The organism is Corynebacterium kefirresidentii (assembly GCF_016599755.1).
Lineage (GTDB): Bacteria > Actinomycetota > Actinomycetes > Mycobacteriales > Mycobacteriaceae > Corynebacterium > Corynebacterium kefirresidentii.
The window spans coordinates 193411-208987 of sequence record NZ_CP067012.1; the positions used below are offsets into that span (position 1 = coordinate 193411).

A 15577-nucleotide genomic window follows, 5' to 3' on the forward strand; every position below is an offset into this window, starting at 1 on the left:
CGCATGCGCCCGGATATTTCTCAAGGATTAAGAGATACCTGGGTCGCCGCGATCGGCCTTATTCCCCTCGGCCTACTCATGGTCCAATCCGGTTTCAGCTGGTGGTGGACGCCGATTTTCTCCCTCGTCATCTACGCCGGCTCTATGGAATTCTTGGCCATTTCCATGGTTACTGGTGGGGCTTCCGCCTTTGCTTCGTTGCTTACCGGATTCATGGTGAACTTCCGCCATATTTTCTATGGCCTCACCTTTCCCCGGCACCGCATTCATTCACGGGTGGGCCGGGCTTATTCCACATATGCGCTTACCGACGAAACCTATGCCATCGTCTCCTCCCTCCCCGCCGAGGAGCGCCCGAGTGGGAACCGAATACTCACCATCCAAATCTTTTGTCAGGTCTTGTGGGTAGGCGGCGGCATCGTCGGTGCCCTCGCCGGCCGAGTGATTCCCTCTTCCGTGCAGGGAATGGAATTCGCTCTGGTTGCCCTTTTTGTCGTGCTGGCAATGGATTCCTTCCGCAATAACCAGGACTTTTCATTGCCGTTAAGTGCTGTGGTGGTGGGAATCCTTGCTGCAGTCTTCGCCCCAGGACAACTGCTCATGGTGGGGCTGAGTGCCTACTTCATTCTGCTTATTATCCGCTACGCATCTCCCCGCATCGATGCCGCTATTGGCTTGCGTAGCCGCGGCGAGTCTACGAGATTCCGGGAGGAACGCTAATGCCCGCTGGAGTTACGCTTGCTTCCATCGCCACGGTGTTGGTCCCAGTCGGCCTTATTACCATTGTGCTGCGCCAGCTTCCCTTTTCCTTTGTGAAATGGATGAAGGATAGCCAGTTCTTTTCATTGCTGGGCATGATGATGCCTGTAGGTGTGATGACCATTTTGGTGGTTTATACCGTCTACGGGCAGGCAGGTGCCCCTGGGGGCATCTGGGCGGCTCTCCTCGGCGTGGTGGTAACCTTCCTGCTCCACCTGTGGAAGCGTGAATCAGCGCTGTCCATCTTCGGAGGAACCGCTTTTTATATGCTCCTCGTTAACGTTGTCTTGTAGGCATCGTGTTTCGACGCTAAAGGCCGAACTTGGCGGTAGCTTCGGACCATAGGGCGTCGAAATGAGATTGGTCCACGTATTTGGCGCTAATGTCTGGAAACTCATCGTAGGTATCCGGGTGTGGGACAACCTCCTGCGGCTGATCTACGTTTCCCGTGGAACTGGTCGGGGTAGCCACACCAACTATGGCATCTGAGGGATCGAGGGCGATCATGCGGACCATTCGACAGCTGCGCGCATCTTGCTCCTCCATTTCCGCCATATGGATGGCCGAGCCTACGCCGGGCACGGTTAGTTCAGTTCGTACGTATAGAAATTTCCCCATAGGACCTAAGTGTAGCTACGTGGTGGCACGCTGGGCGTAGCGGGATGCCAGCCACGAACACATCATTAACTGGACCTGGTGGTAAATCATCAACGGCAGGATAAGTAGACCAAGAGACGTTCCCCCAGAAGCAAAGATAACCGAGGCCATGGGTAGGCCCGTGGCTAGTGACTTCTTCGATCCACAGAACTCGATTGCGACTGTATCGGCGCGCTTGAATCCCAATTTTTCACTTACCTTCTTGGTGAGCCACAGCATGAAAGCAACGAAGATCGCTGCGAAGGCGACAAGGAAGGCCAACTCCCATATGGAGATGGAGGACCAAATTCCGTCTACTACGCCTTTGGAAAAGGCAGAATACACCACCATGGCAATGGAGCCGCGGTCTACCACTTTGGTGGCCTTGCTTTGGGCGAATTTGCCAACCCAGCGCCGAGTCAGCTGACCCAGGATAAAGGGAGCCAGCAGCAAGAGCGCGATTTCTTCAAATACGGCAGTGTCGATGTGGACTCCTCCCCCGGTACCCATGAGGAGCATAACCAGCGAAGGGGTAATAAATACTCCGACCAAGTTAGAAGTAGATGCTGACACGATTGCGCCGGCGACGTTCCCCTTCGCGATGGAAGTGAAAGCAACCGAAGATTGCACGGTGGACGGCACCAGCGTGAGAAACAAGATCCCCAGGTACATATCGTGCGAAATGAAAGCGGTAAGCGGTCGTAGCGCTATACCTATTAGCGGGTAGACCACAAAGGTGAAGGCTAGGATCGTTAGGTGTAGGCGCCAATGCTTAAGCCCATTGAGGGCCTCTTGAGTGGAGAGCCTAGCGCCGTACAAAAAGAAGAGGAAAGCGATCGCAACATTTGTTAACTGGCCGAATGTCTCGGCAAAATCCCCACGGGCTGGTGCAATGACCGCAAGGATGACCGCCAAGATGATGAGCACTATGAGGGGGTCGGGCTTCTTTAAACTCTGCAGCATTCTAAAAGTTTAAACCCTGCCCCTCCTTCTGCCCGGGAAATACTCGGGCCAAAAATATGCCCTCTGTGGTTTCACGTGAAACCACAGAGGGAGGAATGCACCCTAGGCTGTAGTGACATTAGAGCCGTCTTGCTTAACTTCGTATCCTTCCAAGGGGTCGCGGCCCGGTCCGGATATTACGCTTCCATCGCTGAGGTCATAGGAGGTGTTATGTGCGGTGCAGGTGGCCGTCATGCCATCGATCTTGGTGATCGGATTGTGCTGGTGCGGACAGGTCTGGGAATAGGCCTTGAACTCACCTTCTTTCGGCTGAGTAAAAATGACGCCATCTACAATCTTCGCGGATCCGACCGGAATTTCCGTAGCTGCGATTTCCGCGGACGGAGAAGAGCCACAGGCTGCCAAGTAGGCACCTGCGAAGGTGGTAGCGGTACCGAGCAAGAAGATTCGGCGAGAGCACTTATTCATGCCCTTAGTCTAGCTGGTGATGGTGGTGCATTGTGACTCAGCCGAGTAGCTGATCGAATTTAGAGTTTCACGTGAAACACAGGAGTTAACTAACCAGATAGCCCTCCCATGTTTCAGGGGAGCCAGTGGGCGTAGGAGTGAGTTCATAGGTGCCAGATTCAATGCCTAAATCATCGACGATGCTATGGGTCGACTGCTGTCCCTCCGCTACCGGTGTGGATGTCGGCTCTTTGTGGCCTTGCTCGTTATAAGCGCCAATGACAAAGGTCGAAGCGGCGATGGCTGCGAGGGCGGTGCTTTTCTTCATATGTATCATTTTGCCCAGCGGAGGCCTCTGATGCTCTTTACTTTCTGGGTTCCCCGAAAGCTTTACGCAATCTCCATCGTTATTGGCAGTAAGGCGAAAAGTACGGTAATCCAATTATTAACGAAGCCTAGCGTTGAAGTGACCAATATATTGAAAGAGTGACGGGATATCGTAAGTGACGGAACAAGAATATGTAACGAGCCTGACCTATAACGTCACTGTGACTGTCGGGAAACATCCAATGAGCTATTCAAGCGAGAGGAAATAGCTACAAAAATTCCCCCTCTGGATGAGGCGTAATTCTTATCCAGAGGGGGGGCGGTTGTGCAGCAGGCGCTGCTATCTGTCAGATTCTCGTGCGGCGTGACGGAGTGCGTCGACATCGACCTGCGGTGTAGAAGCCGCGGCAGCCTCTTCCCCACCGCAACCGTCGGAGCCACAATTGCAGGAATCCCCACAACCTTCTTCACTAGCGTGTGCCTGTTCGTAGAGGAACGCGGCACGCGAGCCGAGGTTGGAACCTACAGATAGGGCGAGAACTGCCGCCACAAAGGTAAGAACCGGAAGGAGCCACATCCAGCCCTCAGCGCTAAGCGCGACGATTCCACCGAAAATTAGGCAGACACCGCTGAGGATCCAGAATGGACCAGCGATGCGATGGGCGTTATCCCACGCTTCGCGAGACTTGCGGATTTCTTGCAGTCGCAAGCCAATGTAGTTATTTCCGGGTAGGCGCTTGGTTGAGGCCATGGTACCTACAACGATGAGGAAGACGGCGAGGATGAAGAAGATGATTCCCACTGCGATCATGTATTCAGTTTAGCCTTGTAGTGCTGAGATAAAAATTGCGCCTAGGCCGAGTGTTCTGTCGCTGTGTGCGCTCAGGTAGTATGCATTTAAGGTCGATTGATAGATATTGAATCGACCTTGGCCTCCGCACTGCGCTGTTTCGCCTCGGTCGTTTAGTCCTAGAGGTAGAGCACCCGATCTGATTGTAAGTAAATGAATCTCAAGAAACTCTCGGAATCTTTGTTGTTCCGCATTATCGTTGCCATCATCTTTGGCGTGGTGGTCAGCCGATTCGCGCCAGAATGGTTTGGTCGCGTATTCGCCACCTTCAATGGACTATTTAGCAACTTCCTCAACTTCTTTATCCCGGTCCTTATTTTCGCGCTGATCGCTCCGTCCATTGCGGGTCTCGGGCGTGGTGCCGGTAAGTGGCTGGGGGTTACAGCGGGGATTTCCTATGGCTCCACTATTGTCGCCGGTCTTCTTGCCTATGTGCTTGCCCACTGGCTCTACCCCACCATGCTTAGTGGTCAGAATCTGATTACTAATGTCTCCGATATTGATGAGGGTGCACTCTCTCCCTACTTCGAGGTGGAGATGGCGCCGCCTTTTGAGGTTATGACTGCCCTCTTGTTGTCGTTCTGCATTGGTGTAGCTATGACTACCGTGAAGTCCGATACTTTGTATGCTGTCACCAAGGAAATGGAGAACGTAGTAGTTAAGGTAATCTGGGGCTTTGTTGTGCCGATTTTGCCCTTCTATATCTTTGGCATGTTCTTGGGATTGGGCATGAATGGCAATCTGGGCTCGGTACTTTCGGCCTTTGCCAAGGTTTTGATTTTGGCGGTTGTCATGACCCTGGTTTACTTGGTCTTGCAATACATCATTGCTGGTGCGATTACCGGGAAGAATCCCTTCAAGGCGCTTCGCAATATGCTGCCGGCTTATTTCACGGCTTTGGGAACCTCCTCTTCTGCCGCGACTATCCCAGTGTCCTTGGAGTCTACGCTTAAGAATGGCATTTCAAAGCCGGTGGCAAGCTTTGTTATCCCGCTGTGCGCGACCATCCACTTGTCCGGTTCGATGATTAAGCTGACGCTCTATGCCTTCGCAATCGTGTATATGGCAAACCTTGATATTAGCACCGGTACCGGACTTGGCTTCATCTTCTTGTTGGGAATCATGATGATTGCTGCTCCGGGCGTTCCGGGCGGTGCCGTCATGGTGGCGGCCGGCCTTCTGGCAGACATGATGGGCTTTGATGATGGCATGGTGGCGCTCATGATCGCCGCCTACATTGCCATCGACTCGGTCGGCACTGCCGCCAATGTCACCGGCGACGGTGCTATTGCGATGATCGTAGACAAATTCGCAGGCGACAAGAATGACCCCTCCGAAGAGGAATCTGCAGAAGCAACCGCGTAGAGGCTCACCAAAACCACACCCCTCGTTCAGCTGTCGAGAGCTGACGAGGGGTTTAATGCGTTGTGGGACTATTTTCGGGTCGCCGCCTTCATGCGGGTGACAAACTTAGCGAGTTCTTTGTGCAGCGCGGGGTCCACGCGAGCGCGGCCTGAGGTCCCTTCGATTTGGGTCCGCTCTGCAGCGGTTTCACGTGAAACGTGGCGATCAATGATTTTAGTAATGGCCGAGCCAGTAATAGCCCCCTCCGCTCCGGCTGCCACGGCATCGCGCACATGCTCGGGTGCTGAAATGCCGAAGCCGAGCAGTACCGGCGGGCCATCGAATCTATTGATGTTTGCTACGACTTCTTCAAGCCCGATGGTTTTAGATTCTCTTTCGGTACCTGTCACACCGTCGCGCGAAATGGCATAGATATAACCCCGCGAGCTGTGAGCGACGCCTTCGAGGGTGCTCGCGGTGGCACGAGCCGGGGCGATGAAGATCGGATCTATACCGGCCTTTTCTGCTGCAGCGATGAATGGAGCGCCTTCGCGTACGGGGACGTCGGGAAGCAAGATGCTATCCGCGCCTGCCTTAGCGAATTCGGAATAGAAGCGCTCGGAGCCGCGCGTGAAAGCCACGTTGCCATAGATCAACATGCCAATGGGAAGCTCAGGGAATTCTGAGCGAATCGTCCGCACCTGTTCTAGGGCGGAATCTAAGGTGGCGCCAGCCGCTAGCGCCCTAAGGTGAGACGCCTGAATAGTCGGTCCATCGGCCACGGGATCAGAAAATGGGACGCCAAGTTCTAGTGCATCAGCACCGGCCGCGACAACGGTTCGTACAATGTCCAGCGTGTCCTCCGGGGTGGGATCGCCCAACATGAGGAAGGGGACGAACGCGCCCTCTCCCCTTTCGCGCAGTGATCGGAATAGGTTCTCGTATCGATTGCTCATTAGTGCTTCTCCTGCAGTTTAAATTCTGGGTGGACCTCAAGTGTGCGGCGAACATGGTCGATATCTTTATCGCCGCGACCAGACAAAGAGACCACAATGGTGATGTCCTCGTCCTTCCGTTTCAAGGCATAAGCAAGTGCATGGGAAGACTCAAGGGCGGGAATGATCCCTTCACGCTGGGAAAGCAGCTGGAACGCTTCCAATGCCTCGGCGTCTGTAATGCCAACGTATTGTGCTCGGCCGCTGGAGTGAAGGTAAGCATGCTGTGGACCGACTCCCGGGTAGTCGAGTCCGGCGGAAATGGAGTATGACTCTTCCACTTGGCCGTCTGCGTTCCGCATGAGGTAGCTGCGTGCGCCGTGGAGTATTCCTACGGTCCCGTTGTTGATGGTGGCACCGTGCTTGCCGGAGTCCAGTCCCTCGCCACCGGGTTCGGCACCGACGAGTTCCACCCCTTCGTCCTCAATGAATTCTGCGAACATACCGATTGCATTGGAACCGCCTCCGACACAGGCGACGACTACATCCGGCAGGCCGCCAGTGCGCTCAAGCATCTGCTGCTTAGCTTCTTCGGAAATGACCTTATGGAACTCTCGGACGATAGTCGGGAAAGGGTGTGGCCCAGCCGCAGTGCCGAGGAGATAGTGGGATTCATGGAACGTAGCTATCCAATCGCGGAGCGCTTCATTCACCGCGTCCTTAAGCGTCCCGGACCCGGTATCAACGGCTACGACTTTCGCGTTCATTAGCTCCATACGGAAGACATTGGGCTGCTGCCGTGCGACGTCTTTTGCCCCCATATAGACCACACACTCGAGCCCTAAGAGTGCGCAAGCCAGTGCGGTGGCGGTGCCGTGCTGGCCCGCTCCCGTCTCTGCAATGATGCGAGTCTTTCCCATACGTTTGGCGAGGAGGGCCTGTCCGAGGACTTGGTTGGTCTTGTGCGCGCCACCGTGTACGAGGTCCTCACGTTTGAGGAAGATCCTCGCTTTACCGCCTAAATTTTTTGCCTCTGTCAGTGGCGTGGGCCGGCCAAGGTAGTCACGCAGAAGGCCGCTGAGCTCTTCGCGAAAGGACGGGTCATTCTGTGCTTCTACAAAAGCCTTCTCAAGTTGGTCGAGGGCGGGGATAAGGGATTCTGGGACGAACTGTCCACCGAATTCACCAAAGTATGCTGGAAGGAGTGTTTCACGTGAAACGGTCATGATCGTGTTCTTTCTATGGGTGTGTATAGCGTCGGATGATGTGGAAGGCTTGGGACACAAGCGAGGAATCCTTGCGGCCGGGTGCGTACTCTAGACCCGAATTGAGATCGAGCCCCATCGTGCCGATCGACAGTGCCTCTTCGAGGTTGTCTAACCGGAGCCCACCGGCGAGGAAGGATTTATCCTTAACTTCAGGGGGGATAGTGGTCCACTCAAATGTGCTTCCTGAACCGCCGCTTCCGGAGTCCAGGACTAGCGCCTCTACTTCTGGGGCAAGGTCAGTTGCTAATGCCGCGAAATCGGGGTTGAGCATATCGACGGCACGCCAGACGGATAATCCGCCCGCGACGCTGCGTACTTGGCGTAGGAATTCTCTTTCCGCTTCCCCACTTCCTTGGAATGGGGTGTGGAGCTGAAGTGCCTTGAGTCTGGGGAGATCGGATAATCTCTGTAGCTCTTCGATATCCGAAGAACGTGTCACGGCCACGTAGTCCAGACCCGGCTCTGCGGAGATGATGTCACGCGCGGTTTCACGTGAAACACTGCGCGGCGATTCCCGTACGAAGATAAGTCCTCCGTAGCGGGCCCCTGCAGCACGCGCCGCTTGCGCAGCGGAGGCAGAGTTAAGCCCGCATACTTTATTGCCACCGTAGACAAGATCGCGAGCGGCGCGATCGATATCCTCTTGGCGGCTGAGTTGTGAGCCTACAAGGAATGCGTGCACGTGAGAGCCCAGCCGGCGGACGGTGGCATTGTCGCGGATTCCGGATTCCGAGACGATCGTTTTTCCTTTAGGGATATGGCTAGCGAGGCGCTCGGTTCGTTCTAGGTCGATGCTGAGATCGTGGAGGTTGCGGTTATTGATACCGATGATGTCGCCACCTAATTGCAGCGCTCGTTCCACCTCTTCCTCGGTGATGGCTTCAGTCAGGACGTCTAACCCCAGTTCATCAGCCAGCACCTTGAGTTTAACGTAGGTGTCATCATCCACGATGGACATCATGAGCAAGATGGCATCGGCTCCGTAGTGTCGCGCGGCGTAAACCTGAATGGAGTCAACAATGAAGTCTTTGCACAGCACCGGCAGGTGGGTAGATTGGGCGACGGTTTGCAGATGGTCATAGTCGCCGCCAAAGCGCGCAGGCTCGCACAGCACCGAAATGGCGGAGGCATAGCGTGAGTAGATGCGAGCGATATCGCCCGGACGGTAGTCCGCGCGAATCAACCCCAGGGATGGCGAGGCAGACTTACATTCCATGATGAAGCGATTGGTGCCATCGAGGGCTTCGACAAGCGAACGCTCCGAAGGCGGTACGCTAGCGAGGTCCACGTGGGATAACCTGTCACGAATGGCCGGCAGATGAGTGCGGCGCTGGGCGACGATCTCTTGTAGCACGGTTGGCAATTCCTTCGCCGTCATTAGTTCTTCTCCCCTACCGCATAGTTGGCGCTTTCGTGGATATGGAGCCACTTTTCGACAGCGCCGCTATTAATCAGATCCTTAGCGTGAGAGACTCCTGCTGCGATACTCCTCGTGGTCCCGTTGAGGTAAAACATGGCTCCGGCGGTGGCAGCGATGGCGTCCACGTGTGCGGGCTTACCTCGGCCGGCAAATACCGCGCGGAGGGCTAAGGCATTTGCAGCGCCATCCCCACCGGCAAGCTCCGCGAGCTCGTGGCGCTCGATACCGAGCTCTTCAGGGGTGAGCTGGTAGGTGATAATGTCGCCGTTCCTGAGCTCCCAAGCCTGCGTGGTGCCATGAGTGGCAATCTCATCCGTGCCGGCTCCATGGACGACTAAGGCGCGCTCGCGGCCAAGTTCTCGAAAGACCTCTGCAATGAGTTGGCCTTGATCTGGGTTTGCAATGCCCATGATTTGGAGTGATGGGTGTCCTGGGGACAAGAGCGGGCCGAGGGTATTAAATATGGTTGAGATGCCCAGTGCCTTGCGCACCGGTTGGACGTGGGCGATGGCTGGGTTGTAGGCGGGGGCGAAAAGAAACGTAAAGTTCGAGGCCTCAAATTGGCGGACCGCTCGGGCGGCGTCTAAGTCGAGCGGGATATTAAGAGCCTCGAGTACATCCGCAGATCCGGACTTGGAAGAGACCGAGCGGTTGCCGTGCTTGATCATCTTCACTCCCCCTGCAGCGGCGACGAGCGAGGCCCCCGTCGTGATATTGATGGTATTTGCGCCATCGCCCCCAGTGCCGGCCGAATCCATAAGGCCTTTTCCGGTGATGGGGAAGGGATAGCCCACCTTTAAGAAAGCCTTGGCGGCGCCGGCAACGTCCGCGAAAGTCTCGCCCCGAGCCCGGATATGAGCGAGCAATGCCGCGATATGGATATCGTCGTAGGCGCCCACGGCCAAGGGGGTAAATACCTCCGTGGCTTCTTCGATGGTGGGTTGTGGATTGCTTAGATAGGCCTGAAAGGTCCGCAGTGGTGTTCGGCTCATTTTAGTTTTCCTTCTCCATAGTGGTGTGGGTAGATAGTTGGTGAATGCAGCGTTGGAGCATTACGGGTCCAGTGGGTGTGAGGACGGATTCTGGGTGGAATTGCAGACCTAGCCCCATACCGTCTTTTGTCTCCGCGGCCATCACTACTTCGCCGATATCTGAGGAAGTGTGTGCTAGGCAGCGCATCTCGTGCGGGATATCCGTACAGCCGAGCGAGTGGTAGCGTGCCACCGGAATCTGTGTGCCGAGACTATTTGGTTGATCAGGTTCGGTATCGGTGGCAAGCCCTTGGAGTACGGGATGCTGAACCCCGGCTGGCGTGAGAGTCATCGGAACGGATTTCCCGTGTACCGGGCCGCAGGGCGCAACTGCCCCACCGTGGTATTCAAGAAGCGCTTGGAAGCCGAGGCAGACGCCGAGAATGGGAGTGGTGCCCAGGGTGGCGTCGATAAGCTCCATCATGCAGCCGGCCGACCGTGGATGGCCGGGGCCGGGGGAAAGCACAATTACGTCGGGCCGCGCCCCCAATACTTCATCGACCGCAACGGTGTTACGAAATACTGTGGTATCGAACCCAGCTAGGGCATCGACGAGGTTATAGACAAAAGAATCGTGGTTATCCAGAAGGACAATGTGTGGCGAACTCATCGCTGCACCTCCAAGTCGGCACCGTGTGCTACGGCAATGGCATTGAGCACGGCGTAGGCCTTATGCACCGTTTCATCGGCCTCGGCCTGTGGGACGGAATCTTTGACAACACCGGCACCGGCTTGCACTACTGCGGTGCCGTCTTGGACGTAGGCGGAGCGGATGACAATGCAGTTATCCATGGCGCCATCGCCGCGCAGGTACCCCACCGCCCCGCCGTAGGATCCGCGGCGTGTCCCTTCCGTTTGCCGCACCAGCTCGGTGGCACGAAGCTTGGGCGCGCCCGTCAGGGTGCCCATGTTCATACAGGCCCGATAGGCATCGAGCGCATCGAAATCTGAGTGGAGCGTTGCCGTGACTCGGGAGACCAAGTGCATCACACGGGAGTAGCGGTCCACCTGCAATAGCTCTGCCACCTGGCGGCTACGAGGAACGGCCACCCGCGCGAGATCATTGCGTGCTAGGTCTACCAGCATCGTGTGTTCCGCAATCTCTTTGTGGTCAGTACGCATCTCTAATTCATTGCGGATATCAAGCTCATGGCTGATGCTCCCATCCGGGCGCAGCCCGCGCGGCCGAGTGCCAGCGATGGGATAGAGCTGCACTCTCCTATCTTCCGGCGTGAACCTGAGATTGGATTCTGGCGACGCGCCAAATAGCTCATAGCCGTCGCCACGAACGTAAAACATATAGGGCGAAGGGTTAGTGTCTCGTAACGTCCGGTAGGCCGCGAGGGCGCTTGGACATTCCAGCGCGAAGGAACGCGCGGGCACTACTTGGTAGATATCGCCGGCGTGAATCCTGCGTTGGAGCGTTTCCACGTCTGCGCGAAACGTTGCGTCATCCGCATCAGCCACCGCACGGATCTTGCTTCTCTGTGGTGCCGTGGGGCGTGGGGTCTCCGGCCGCGTGGCTAGGGAATCAAGTTCCGCTTTAAGGTGGTCTTCGTCGATATCCCAGCCCTCTAGGCGCGCAGTTCTTTGCAGGTGGTCTACCTCCAGGACCGTTTGAGCCACCAAGAACTCATAGTCTGGGTAGGAATTCGGCCCCGGTTTAACCTCGGGGAGATCTTCGAAGGTGGCCAGGTAGTCATAAGCGAACCCGCCCCCTAGAAATGGTAGTAGCGGAGAGGAATAGGTGGCCTCTAATTGGAAGAATCGCAGAATGTCAGCGGTTGATTCAGCAAGGAGTCGCTGCCGCTCGTCGGGTTCGGCAGAAGGCGGGAATTCGAATACAGCGGTAGTAGTTTCACGTGAAACTAGGCGGTGGCGGAACCGGTCTCGGAGAGGAGGAAGGAGCACCTCCCCCGCGTTGGTGAGGGCCCGCACCTCCACCCTGTGGCCATGGCACGTGACTCTGAGTGCTGCCTTGAGGATGGCGAGACAGTTGAGGTTTTTCTTAGTCTCGATGTCTGCGCTTTCGAGCAACAGGGAGTCGTGCGGTTGCGCGAGCGCGTCAAATGTGGCGGCCGCATCGCTGTCGTAGGGTATGTCGCGGGTAGCCGTGTATGGCATTGCAGTGCCCTTTCGGAGAGGGTGGGTATGGGAAACGAAAATTAAGCTTCCACGAGCACAGGCACAAAAACGCCAAAAGGCCCGCAGAATGCGAGCCTGAAAATAGGTTGCGAAAGATGGCCCGCGGGTTACGCGCGCCACCACCAAGCAGTAGTCATGTTCTTCATGGCAGCTACTTTAACCCAAATTTCTATAACTCGGAAGATATTGCCGATAAATATTCTTACAGCCCGAGCTGGCTTTCTCGCAGAAGAAGCCGTATTCGGGACTTTAAAGACTTTAAAGAAACGAGTGGGGTACTGTTGGGTGCATTAACAAAGGGAAGAAAGGTGATGTAAATGACTATGAGTCCTAATGAGGTAGTGGCAAAGGTTCCTACCCAACTTTTGATTGGAGGCGAGTGGCGAAAGGCATCTTCCGGCGAGACTTTCACGGTGGAAAATCCCGCCACCGGAGAGACCATTGCTACTCTCGATTCTGCTAATTCCGCTGATGCGGTAGCCGCTCTAGATGCTGCTTGTGCGGTGCAAGATGAGTGGGCACGAACCACTCCGCGCGAGCGGGCGAATATCCTCCGCCGGGCCTTCGAGCTGGTACACGAGCGCGCCGATGAGTTCGCGACGCTGATGACACTTGAAATGGGAAAGCCTTTTGCCGAGTCTCAAGGTGAGGTCACCTATGGTGCTGAGTACCTGCGCTGGTTTAGCGAAGAGGCAACGCGCGATTATGGCCGCTATTCCCCCGTTCCGGAGGGCACTTTGCGTATGGTCACACGCCGCAAGCCGGTCGGGCCATGCCTGCTAATTACCCCATGGAACTTTCCCCTCGCGATGGCCACGCGCAAGGTGGCGCCTGCTGTTGCGGCAGGCTGCACCATGGTTCTGAAACCGGCCAAGCTCACCCCACTGACTACGCAGTACTTTGCGCAAACCATGCTCGATGCCGGCCTGCCCAAGGGCGTGCTCAATGTGGTTTCCGGAAGCTCTGCCTCAGCCATTTCGGAGCCTTTGCTTGCCGACGATCGCCTGCGCAAGCTTTCCTTCACCGGCTCCACCCCAGTGGGCAAGACTCTACTGAAGGGTGCCGCGGATAATGTGCTGCGCACCTCCATGGAGCTGGGCGGCAATGCTCCGTTCATCGTCTTTGAGGATGCGGATATCGATCAGGCCGTAGCAGGGGCCATGGGTGCGAAGATGCGCAATATTGGTGAGGCCTGCACTGCGGCCAACCGTTTCATAGTGCACGAGTCCGTGGCGGAAGAGTTTACGCAGAAGTTGGCGGCGGAGTTTAACAAGCTCGTCGTGGGCAATGGCCTGGACGAAGGCGTTACCTGCGGTCCCCTCATTGAGGCCAAGGCGCTCGACAATATTGCCGCCTTAGTGGATGACGCAGTGGAAAAGGGCGCCACCGTTGTTACCGGTGGCAAGCGTGGCGAAGGTGAGGGTCACTTTTATGCCCCCACGATCTTGAGCAATGTTTCACGTGAAACCCGCGTGGCCCAGGAGGAAATTTTCGGCCCGGTTGCACCTATCTTTACCTTCAGCGAGGAGGCGGAAGCCCTAGAGTTAGCAAACGAGACGGAATATGGTCTTGCGTCCTATGTTTTTACGGAAAACTCAGACCGCCTGTGGCGCGTGGCCGATGGTCTCGAATTTGGCCTGATGGGATTCAATGCCGGTGTCATCTCCGACGCCGCTGCCCCATTCGGCGGCGTCAAGCAATCCGGTTTGGGCCGCGAAGGTGGCGCCGAAGGTATTGAGGAATATACCTCAGTTCAATACCTGGGCATCCGTGACCCTTATGTCAATGTTTAGAAACGCAAGCGTCTGAAAAGACACACAGGCCAGCCGGGCTCCCTTTCGGGGCCCGGCTGCGGCTTAATAATGTAAACATTCATTAAAAATGAGCCCGTTTTCCCGAACTAAAGCATTTATCCTGCTCAAACCGTCAATATTGTTTGCATTGGGCGGCAAAAAGTGAGGCCGAACAAGACCAAGAGAGCCTTTTGATTAACCATTGAAGCTTGAGGGGCGTATAGTTCCTCTCCGTATAATTTAATTCGTATTTCCTTCGACTGCGCAGCGTGGCCTCATGGCCTGCTCGTGGAGAGGGAATTTTCTTTTTGTTATTTGGAGTGAGTATATGACGTCTACTGAATCTGCAGCGGCTAAGCCGCAGCTGATTACACCCACGTTCGTTCTCGCGTGGGTGGCTAATTTCTGTCAGTTTTTGGTCTTCTACCTGTCCGTGACCACCATGGCCCTCTACGCGGTAGAGAGCTTCGGGGCATCGGATACCGTGGGTGGTTTTGCCTCCAGCGCCTTTGTTCTGGGCGCGACGTGTATGCGCGTATTCTCGGGCTGGCTCGTGGACCGCGTAGGCCACAAGAAGGCCGCCCTGACCTCCCTAGTCTTCGTCACAGTTGTTGCTGTGGCGTATTTTTTTGCACAGAACGTCGCCGTTCTTATCATTGTCCGTTTCCTGCACGGCACGGGTTACGCTTTGACCTCCACCGCGCTTATGGCGGTGGCACAGTCCGTCATTCCGCACGAGCGCCGCGCGGAGGGTACTGGCTACTTCGCCCTCGGTACTACCTTGGCAACGGCCTTCGGCCCAGCACTCGGCCTCTTCTTGGCTAATAACATTGGCTACAACACGCTCTTTGCTGTAGCGCTAGGCGCTAATGTCGTGTCTTTGGTCCTGGCCTTGGTGCTGCGCTACCCAGCTGAAGTTTCCGCCGAGAAGCCGGCCTTTACGCTGCGCAATGCCGTGCACCCCAACGTGGTTCCCATCGGCCTGTTTATGTTGTTGGTCGGAATCGCCTACTCCGGTGTGGTTACTTATCTCAACGCTTATGCGCGCAAGGAAGACCTTGTGACTGGCGCAGGCCTATTCTTTATTGGTTATGCGGTAACCATGCTTATCATGCGCTTTGTTTTGGGCCGCATCCAAGACCATAAGGGCGATAACGCCGTTATGTACCTCGGCCTTGCAGCCTTTATTATCGCTCTGCTCCTCATGGGCTTCCCCACCAACGACGTCATGCTGGTGGTTGCAGGCGCCTGCACCGGCCTAGGTTTCGGTACCCTCAGCCCCGCCTGCCAGGCTATCTCTGTGCGCTCGGTACCCGCCGCACAGATGGGCGCGGGCATCTCCACCATGTTCCTCCTGATGGACCTAGGCATTGGCCTGGCTCCGTTCGGCCTAGGCCCCATTGTTGGGGCAACCGGCTTTGACACCATGTACCTCATCCTTGCGGCCCTCGTAGTCATCGCAGCCATCTACTACTTCTTTGTGCACGGTCGCTTCCCCAAGGCCAAGGGGCACCATCTACACTTCGACGAAGGTAAGTAACACGGCACTCCCCTGTTAGCCTGAAGCATTAAAAGCACACCAGCCACCGAGGTTGGTGTGCTTTCGCTTTAGGTAGACCGTGCGGTTGTAGTTTGAGGGTCCGGAGGCTGGGGGTCGCG

16 protein-coding genes are annotated in these 15577 nt (G+C 56.0%); 5 read left to right on the plus strand and 11 right to left on the minus strand.

Annotated elements, in window-relative coordinates:
- The first annotated feature begins 3 nt into the window (after positions 1 to 3).
- Both I6I12_RS01235 and I6I12_RS01240 read left to right on the plus strand, forming a co-directional pair.
- Complete coding sequence (locus I6I12_RS01235; RefSeq protein ID WP_200288493.1) at positions 4 to 720, plus strand: AzlC family ABC transporter permease; 717 nt, start codon at positions 4 to 6, stop codon at positions 718 to 720.
- Positions 720 to 1052, plus strand: a complete 333-nt coding sequence (locus I6I12_RS01240) for a branched-chain amino acid transporter permease (RefSeq protein ID WP_200288494.1) — start codon at positions 720 to 722, stop codon at positions 1050 to 1052. Before I6I12_RS01235 ends, I6I12_RS01240 begins: the two co-directional genes overlap by 1 nt.
- Before the next feature lie 16 nt (positions 1053 to 1068).
- On the opposite strand, the gene I6I12_RS01245 is transcribed toward I6I12_RS01240, so the two are convergent.
- The 5 genes from I6I12_RS01245 to I6I12_RS01265 all read right to left on the minus strand — a co-directional run bounded on the left by I6I12_RS01245 (position 1069) and on the right by I6I12_RS01265 (position 3943).
- Positions 1069 to 1377: a hypothetical protein gene (locus I6I12_RS01245; protein ID WP_200288495.1), complete on the minus strand. Its 309-nt coding sequence runs from the start codon at positions 1375 to 1377 to the stop codon at positions 1069 to 1071.
- A 15-nt stretch (positions 1378 to 1392) separates the two neighbouring features.
- On the minus strand, positions 1393 to 2358 hold the full coding sequence (locus tag I6I12_RS01250) for a bile acid:sodium symporter family protein (protein ID WP_200288496.1): 966 nt from the start codon (positions 2356 to 2358) through the stop codon (positions 1393 to 1395).
- A gap of 102 nt (positions 2359 to 2460) precedes the next feature.
- Positions 2461 to 2826, minus strand: a complete 366-nt coding sequence (locus I6I12_RS01255) for a Rieske (2Fe-2S) protein (RefSeq protein WP_049359108.1) — start codon at positions 2824 to 2826, stop codon at positions 2461 to 2463.
- An 85-nt stretch (positions 2827 to 2911) separates the two neighbouring features.
- Positions 2912 to 3133 carry a hypothetical protein gene (locus tag I6I12_RS01260; protein WP_200288497.1) on the minus strand — a complete coding sequence of 74 codons (222 nt, stop codon included), beginning with the start codon at positions 3131 to 3133 and terminating at the stop codon, positions 2912 to 2914.
- A gap of 339 nt (positions 3134 to 3472) precedes the next feature.
- The gene (locus I6I12_RS01265) at positions 3473 to 3943 is read right to left on the minus strand and encodes an SdpI family protein (protein WP_200288498.1); all 471 of its coding nucleotides are present in this window, start codon (positions 3941 to 3943) and stop codon (positions 3473 to 3475) included.
- Positions 3944 to 4135: 192 nt separating this feature from the next.
- On the opposite strand from I6I12_RS01265, the gene I6I12_RS01270 reads away from it, so the two are divergent.
- Positions 4136 to 5347 carry a dicarboxylate/amino acid:cation symporter gene (locus I6I12_RS01270; RefSeq protein ID WP_200288499.1) on the plus strand — a complete coding sequence of 404 codons (1212 nt, stop codon included), beginning with the start codon at positions 4136 to 4138 and terminating at the stop codon, positions 5345 to 5347.
- A 68-nt stretch (positions 5348 to 5415) separates the two neighbouring features.
- On the opposite strand, the gene trpA is transcribed toward I6I12_RS01270, so the two are convergent.
- From trpA to I6I12_RS01300, 6 genes are read right to left on the minus strand one after another with little or no spacing between them, the layout of a single operon-like run.
- Positions 5416 to 6282: a tryptophan synthase subunit alpha gene (gene trpA, locus I6I12_RS01275; protein ID WP_200288500.1), complete on the minus strand. Its 867-nt coding sequence runs from the start codon at positions 6280 to 6282 to the stop codon at positions 5416 to 5418.
- The gene (gene trpB / locus I6I12_RS01280; protein WP_200288501.1) at positions 6282 to 7487 is read right to left on the minus strand and encodes a tryptophan synthase subunit beta; all 1206 of its coding nucleotides are present in this window, start codon (positions 7485 to 7487) and stop codon (positions 6282 to 6284) included. Before trpB ends, trpA begins: the two co-directional genes overlap by 1 nt.
- 13 nt (positions 7488 to 7500) lie before the next feature.
- Positions 7501 to 8907, minus strand: a complete 1407-nt coding sequence (gene trpCF / locus I6I12_RS01285; RefSeq protein WP_200288502.1) for a bifunctional indole-3-glycerol-phosphate synthase TrpC/phosphoribosylanthranilate isomerase TrpF — start codon at positions 8905 to 8907, stop codon at positions 7501 to 7503.
- A complete protein-coding gene (trpD, locus tag I6I12_RS01290) occupies positions 8907 to 9941 on the minus strand; it encodes an anthranilate phosphoribosyltransferase (RefSeq protein ID WP_023020167.1) in 1035 nt (344 codons plus the stop codon). The genes trpCF and trpD overlap by 1 nt, the downstream gene beginning before the upstream one ends.
- A gap of 1 nt (position 9942) precedes the next feature.
- Complete coding sequence (locus I6I12_RS01295; RefSeq protein ID WP_200288503.1) at positions 9943 to 10590, minus strand: anthranilate synthase component II; 648 nt, start codon at positions 10588 to 10590, stop codon at positions 9943 to 9945.
- Entirely contained in the window at positions 10587 to 12104 is a 1518-nt protein-coding gene (locus tag I6I12_RS01300) for an anthranilate synthase component 1 (RefSeq protein ID WP_200288504.1), read from the minus strand. The genes I6I12_RS01295 and I6I12_RS01300 overlap by 4 nt, the downstream gene beginning before the upstream one ends.
- A gap of 338 nt (positions 12105 to 12442) precedes the next feature.
- Between I6I12_RS01300 and I6I12_RS01305 the strand changes: the two genes are divergently transcribed.
- Both I6I12_RS01305 and I6I12_RS01310 read left to right on the plus strand, forming a co-directional pair.
- Positions 12443 to 13918 carry an NAD-dependent succinate-semialdehyde dehydrogenase gene (locus I6I12_RS01305; RefSeq protein ID WP_200288505.1) on the plus strand — a complete coding sequence of 492 codons (1476 nt, stop codon included), beginning with the start codon at positions 12443 to 12445 and terminating at the stop codon, positions 13916 to 13918.
- Between the two features lie 328 nt (positions 13919 to 14246).
- Positions 14247 to 15458: an MFS transporter gene (locus I6I12_RS01310; protein WP_200288506.1), complete on the plus strand. Its 1212-nt coding sequence runs from the start codon at positions 14247 to 14249 to the stop codon at positions 15456 to 15458.
- Positions 15459 to 15577 lie beyond the last annotated feature (119 nt).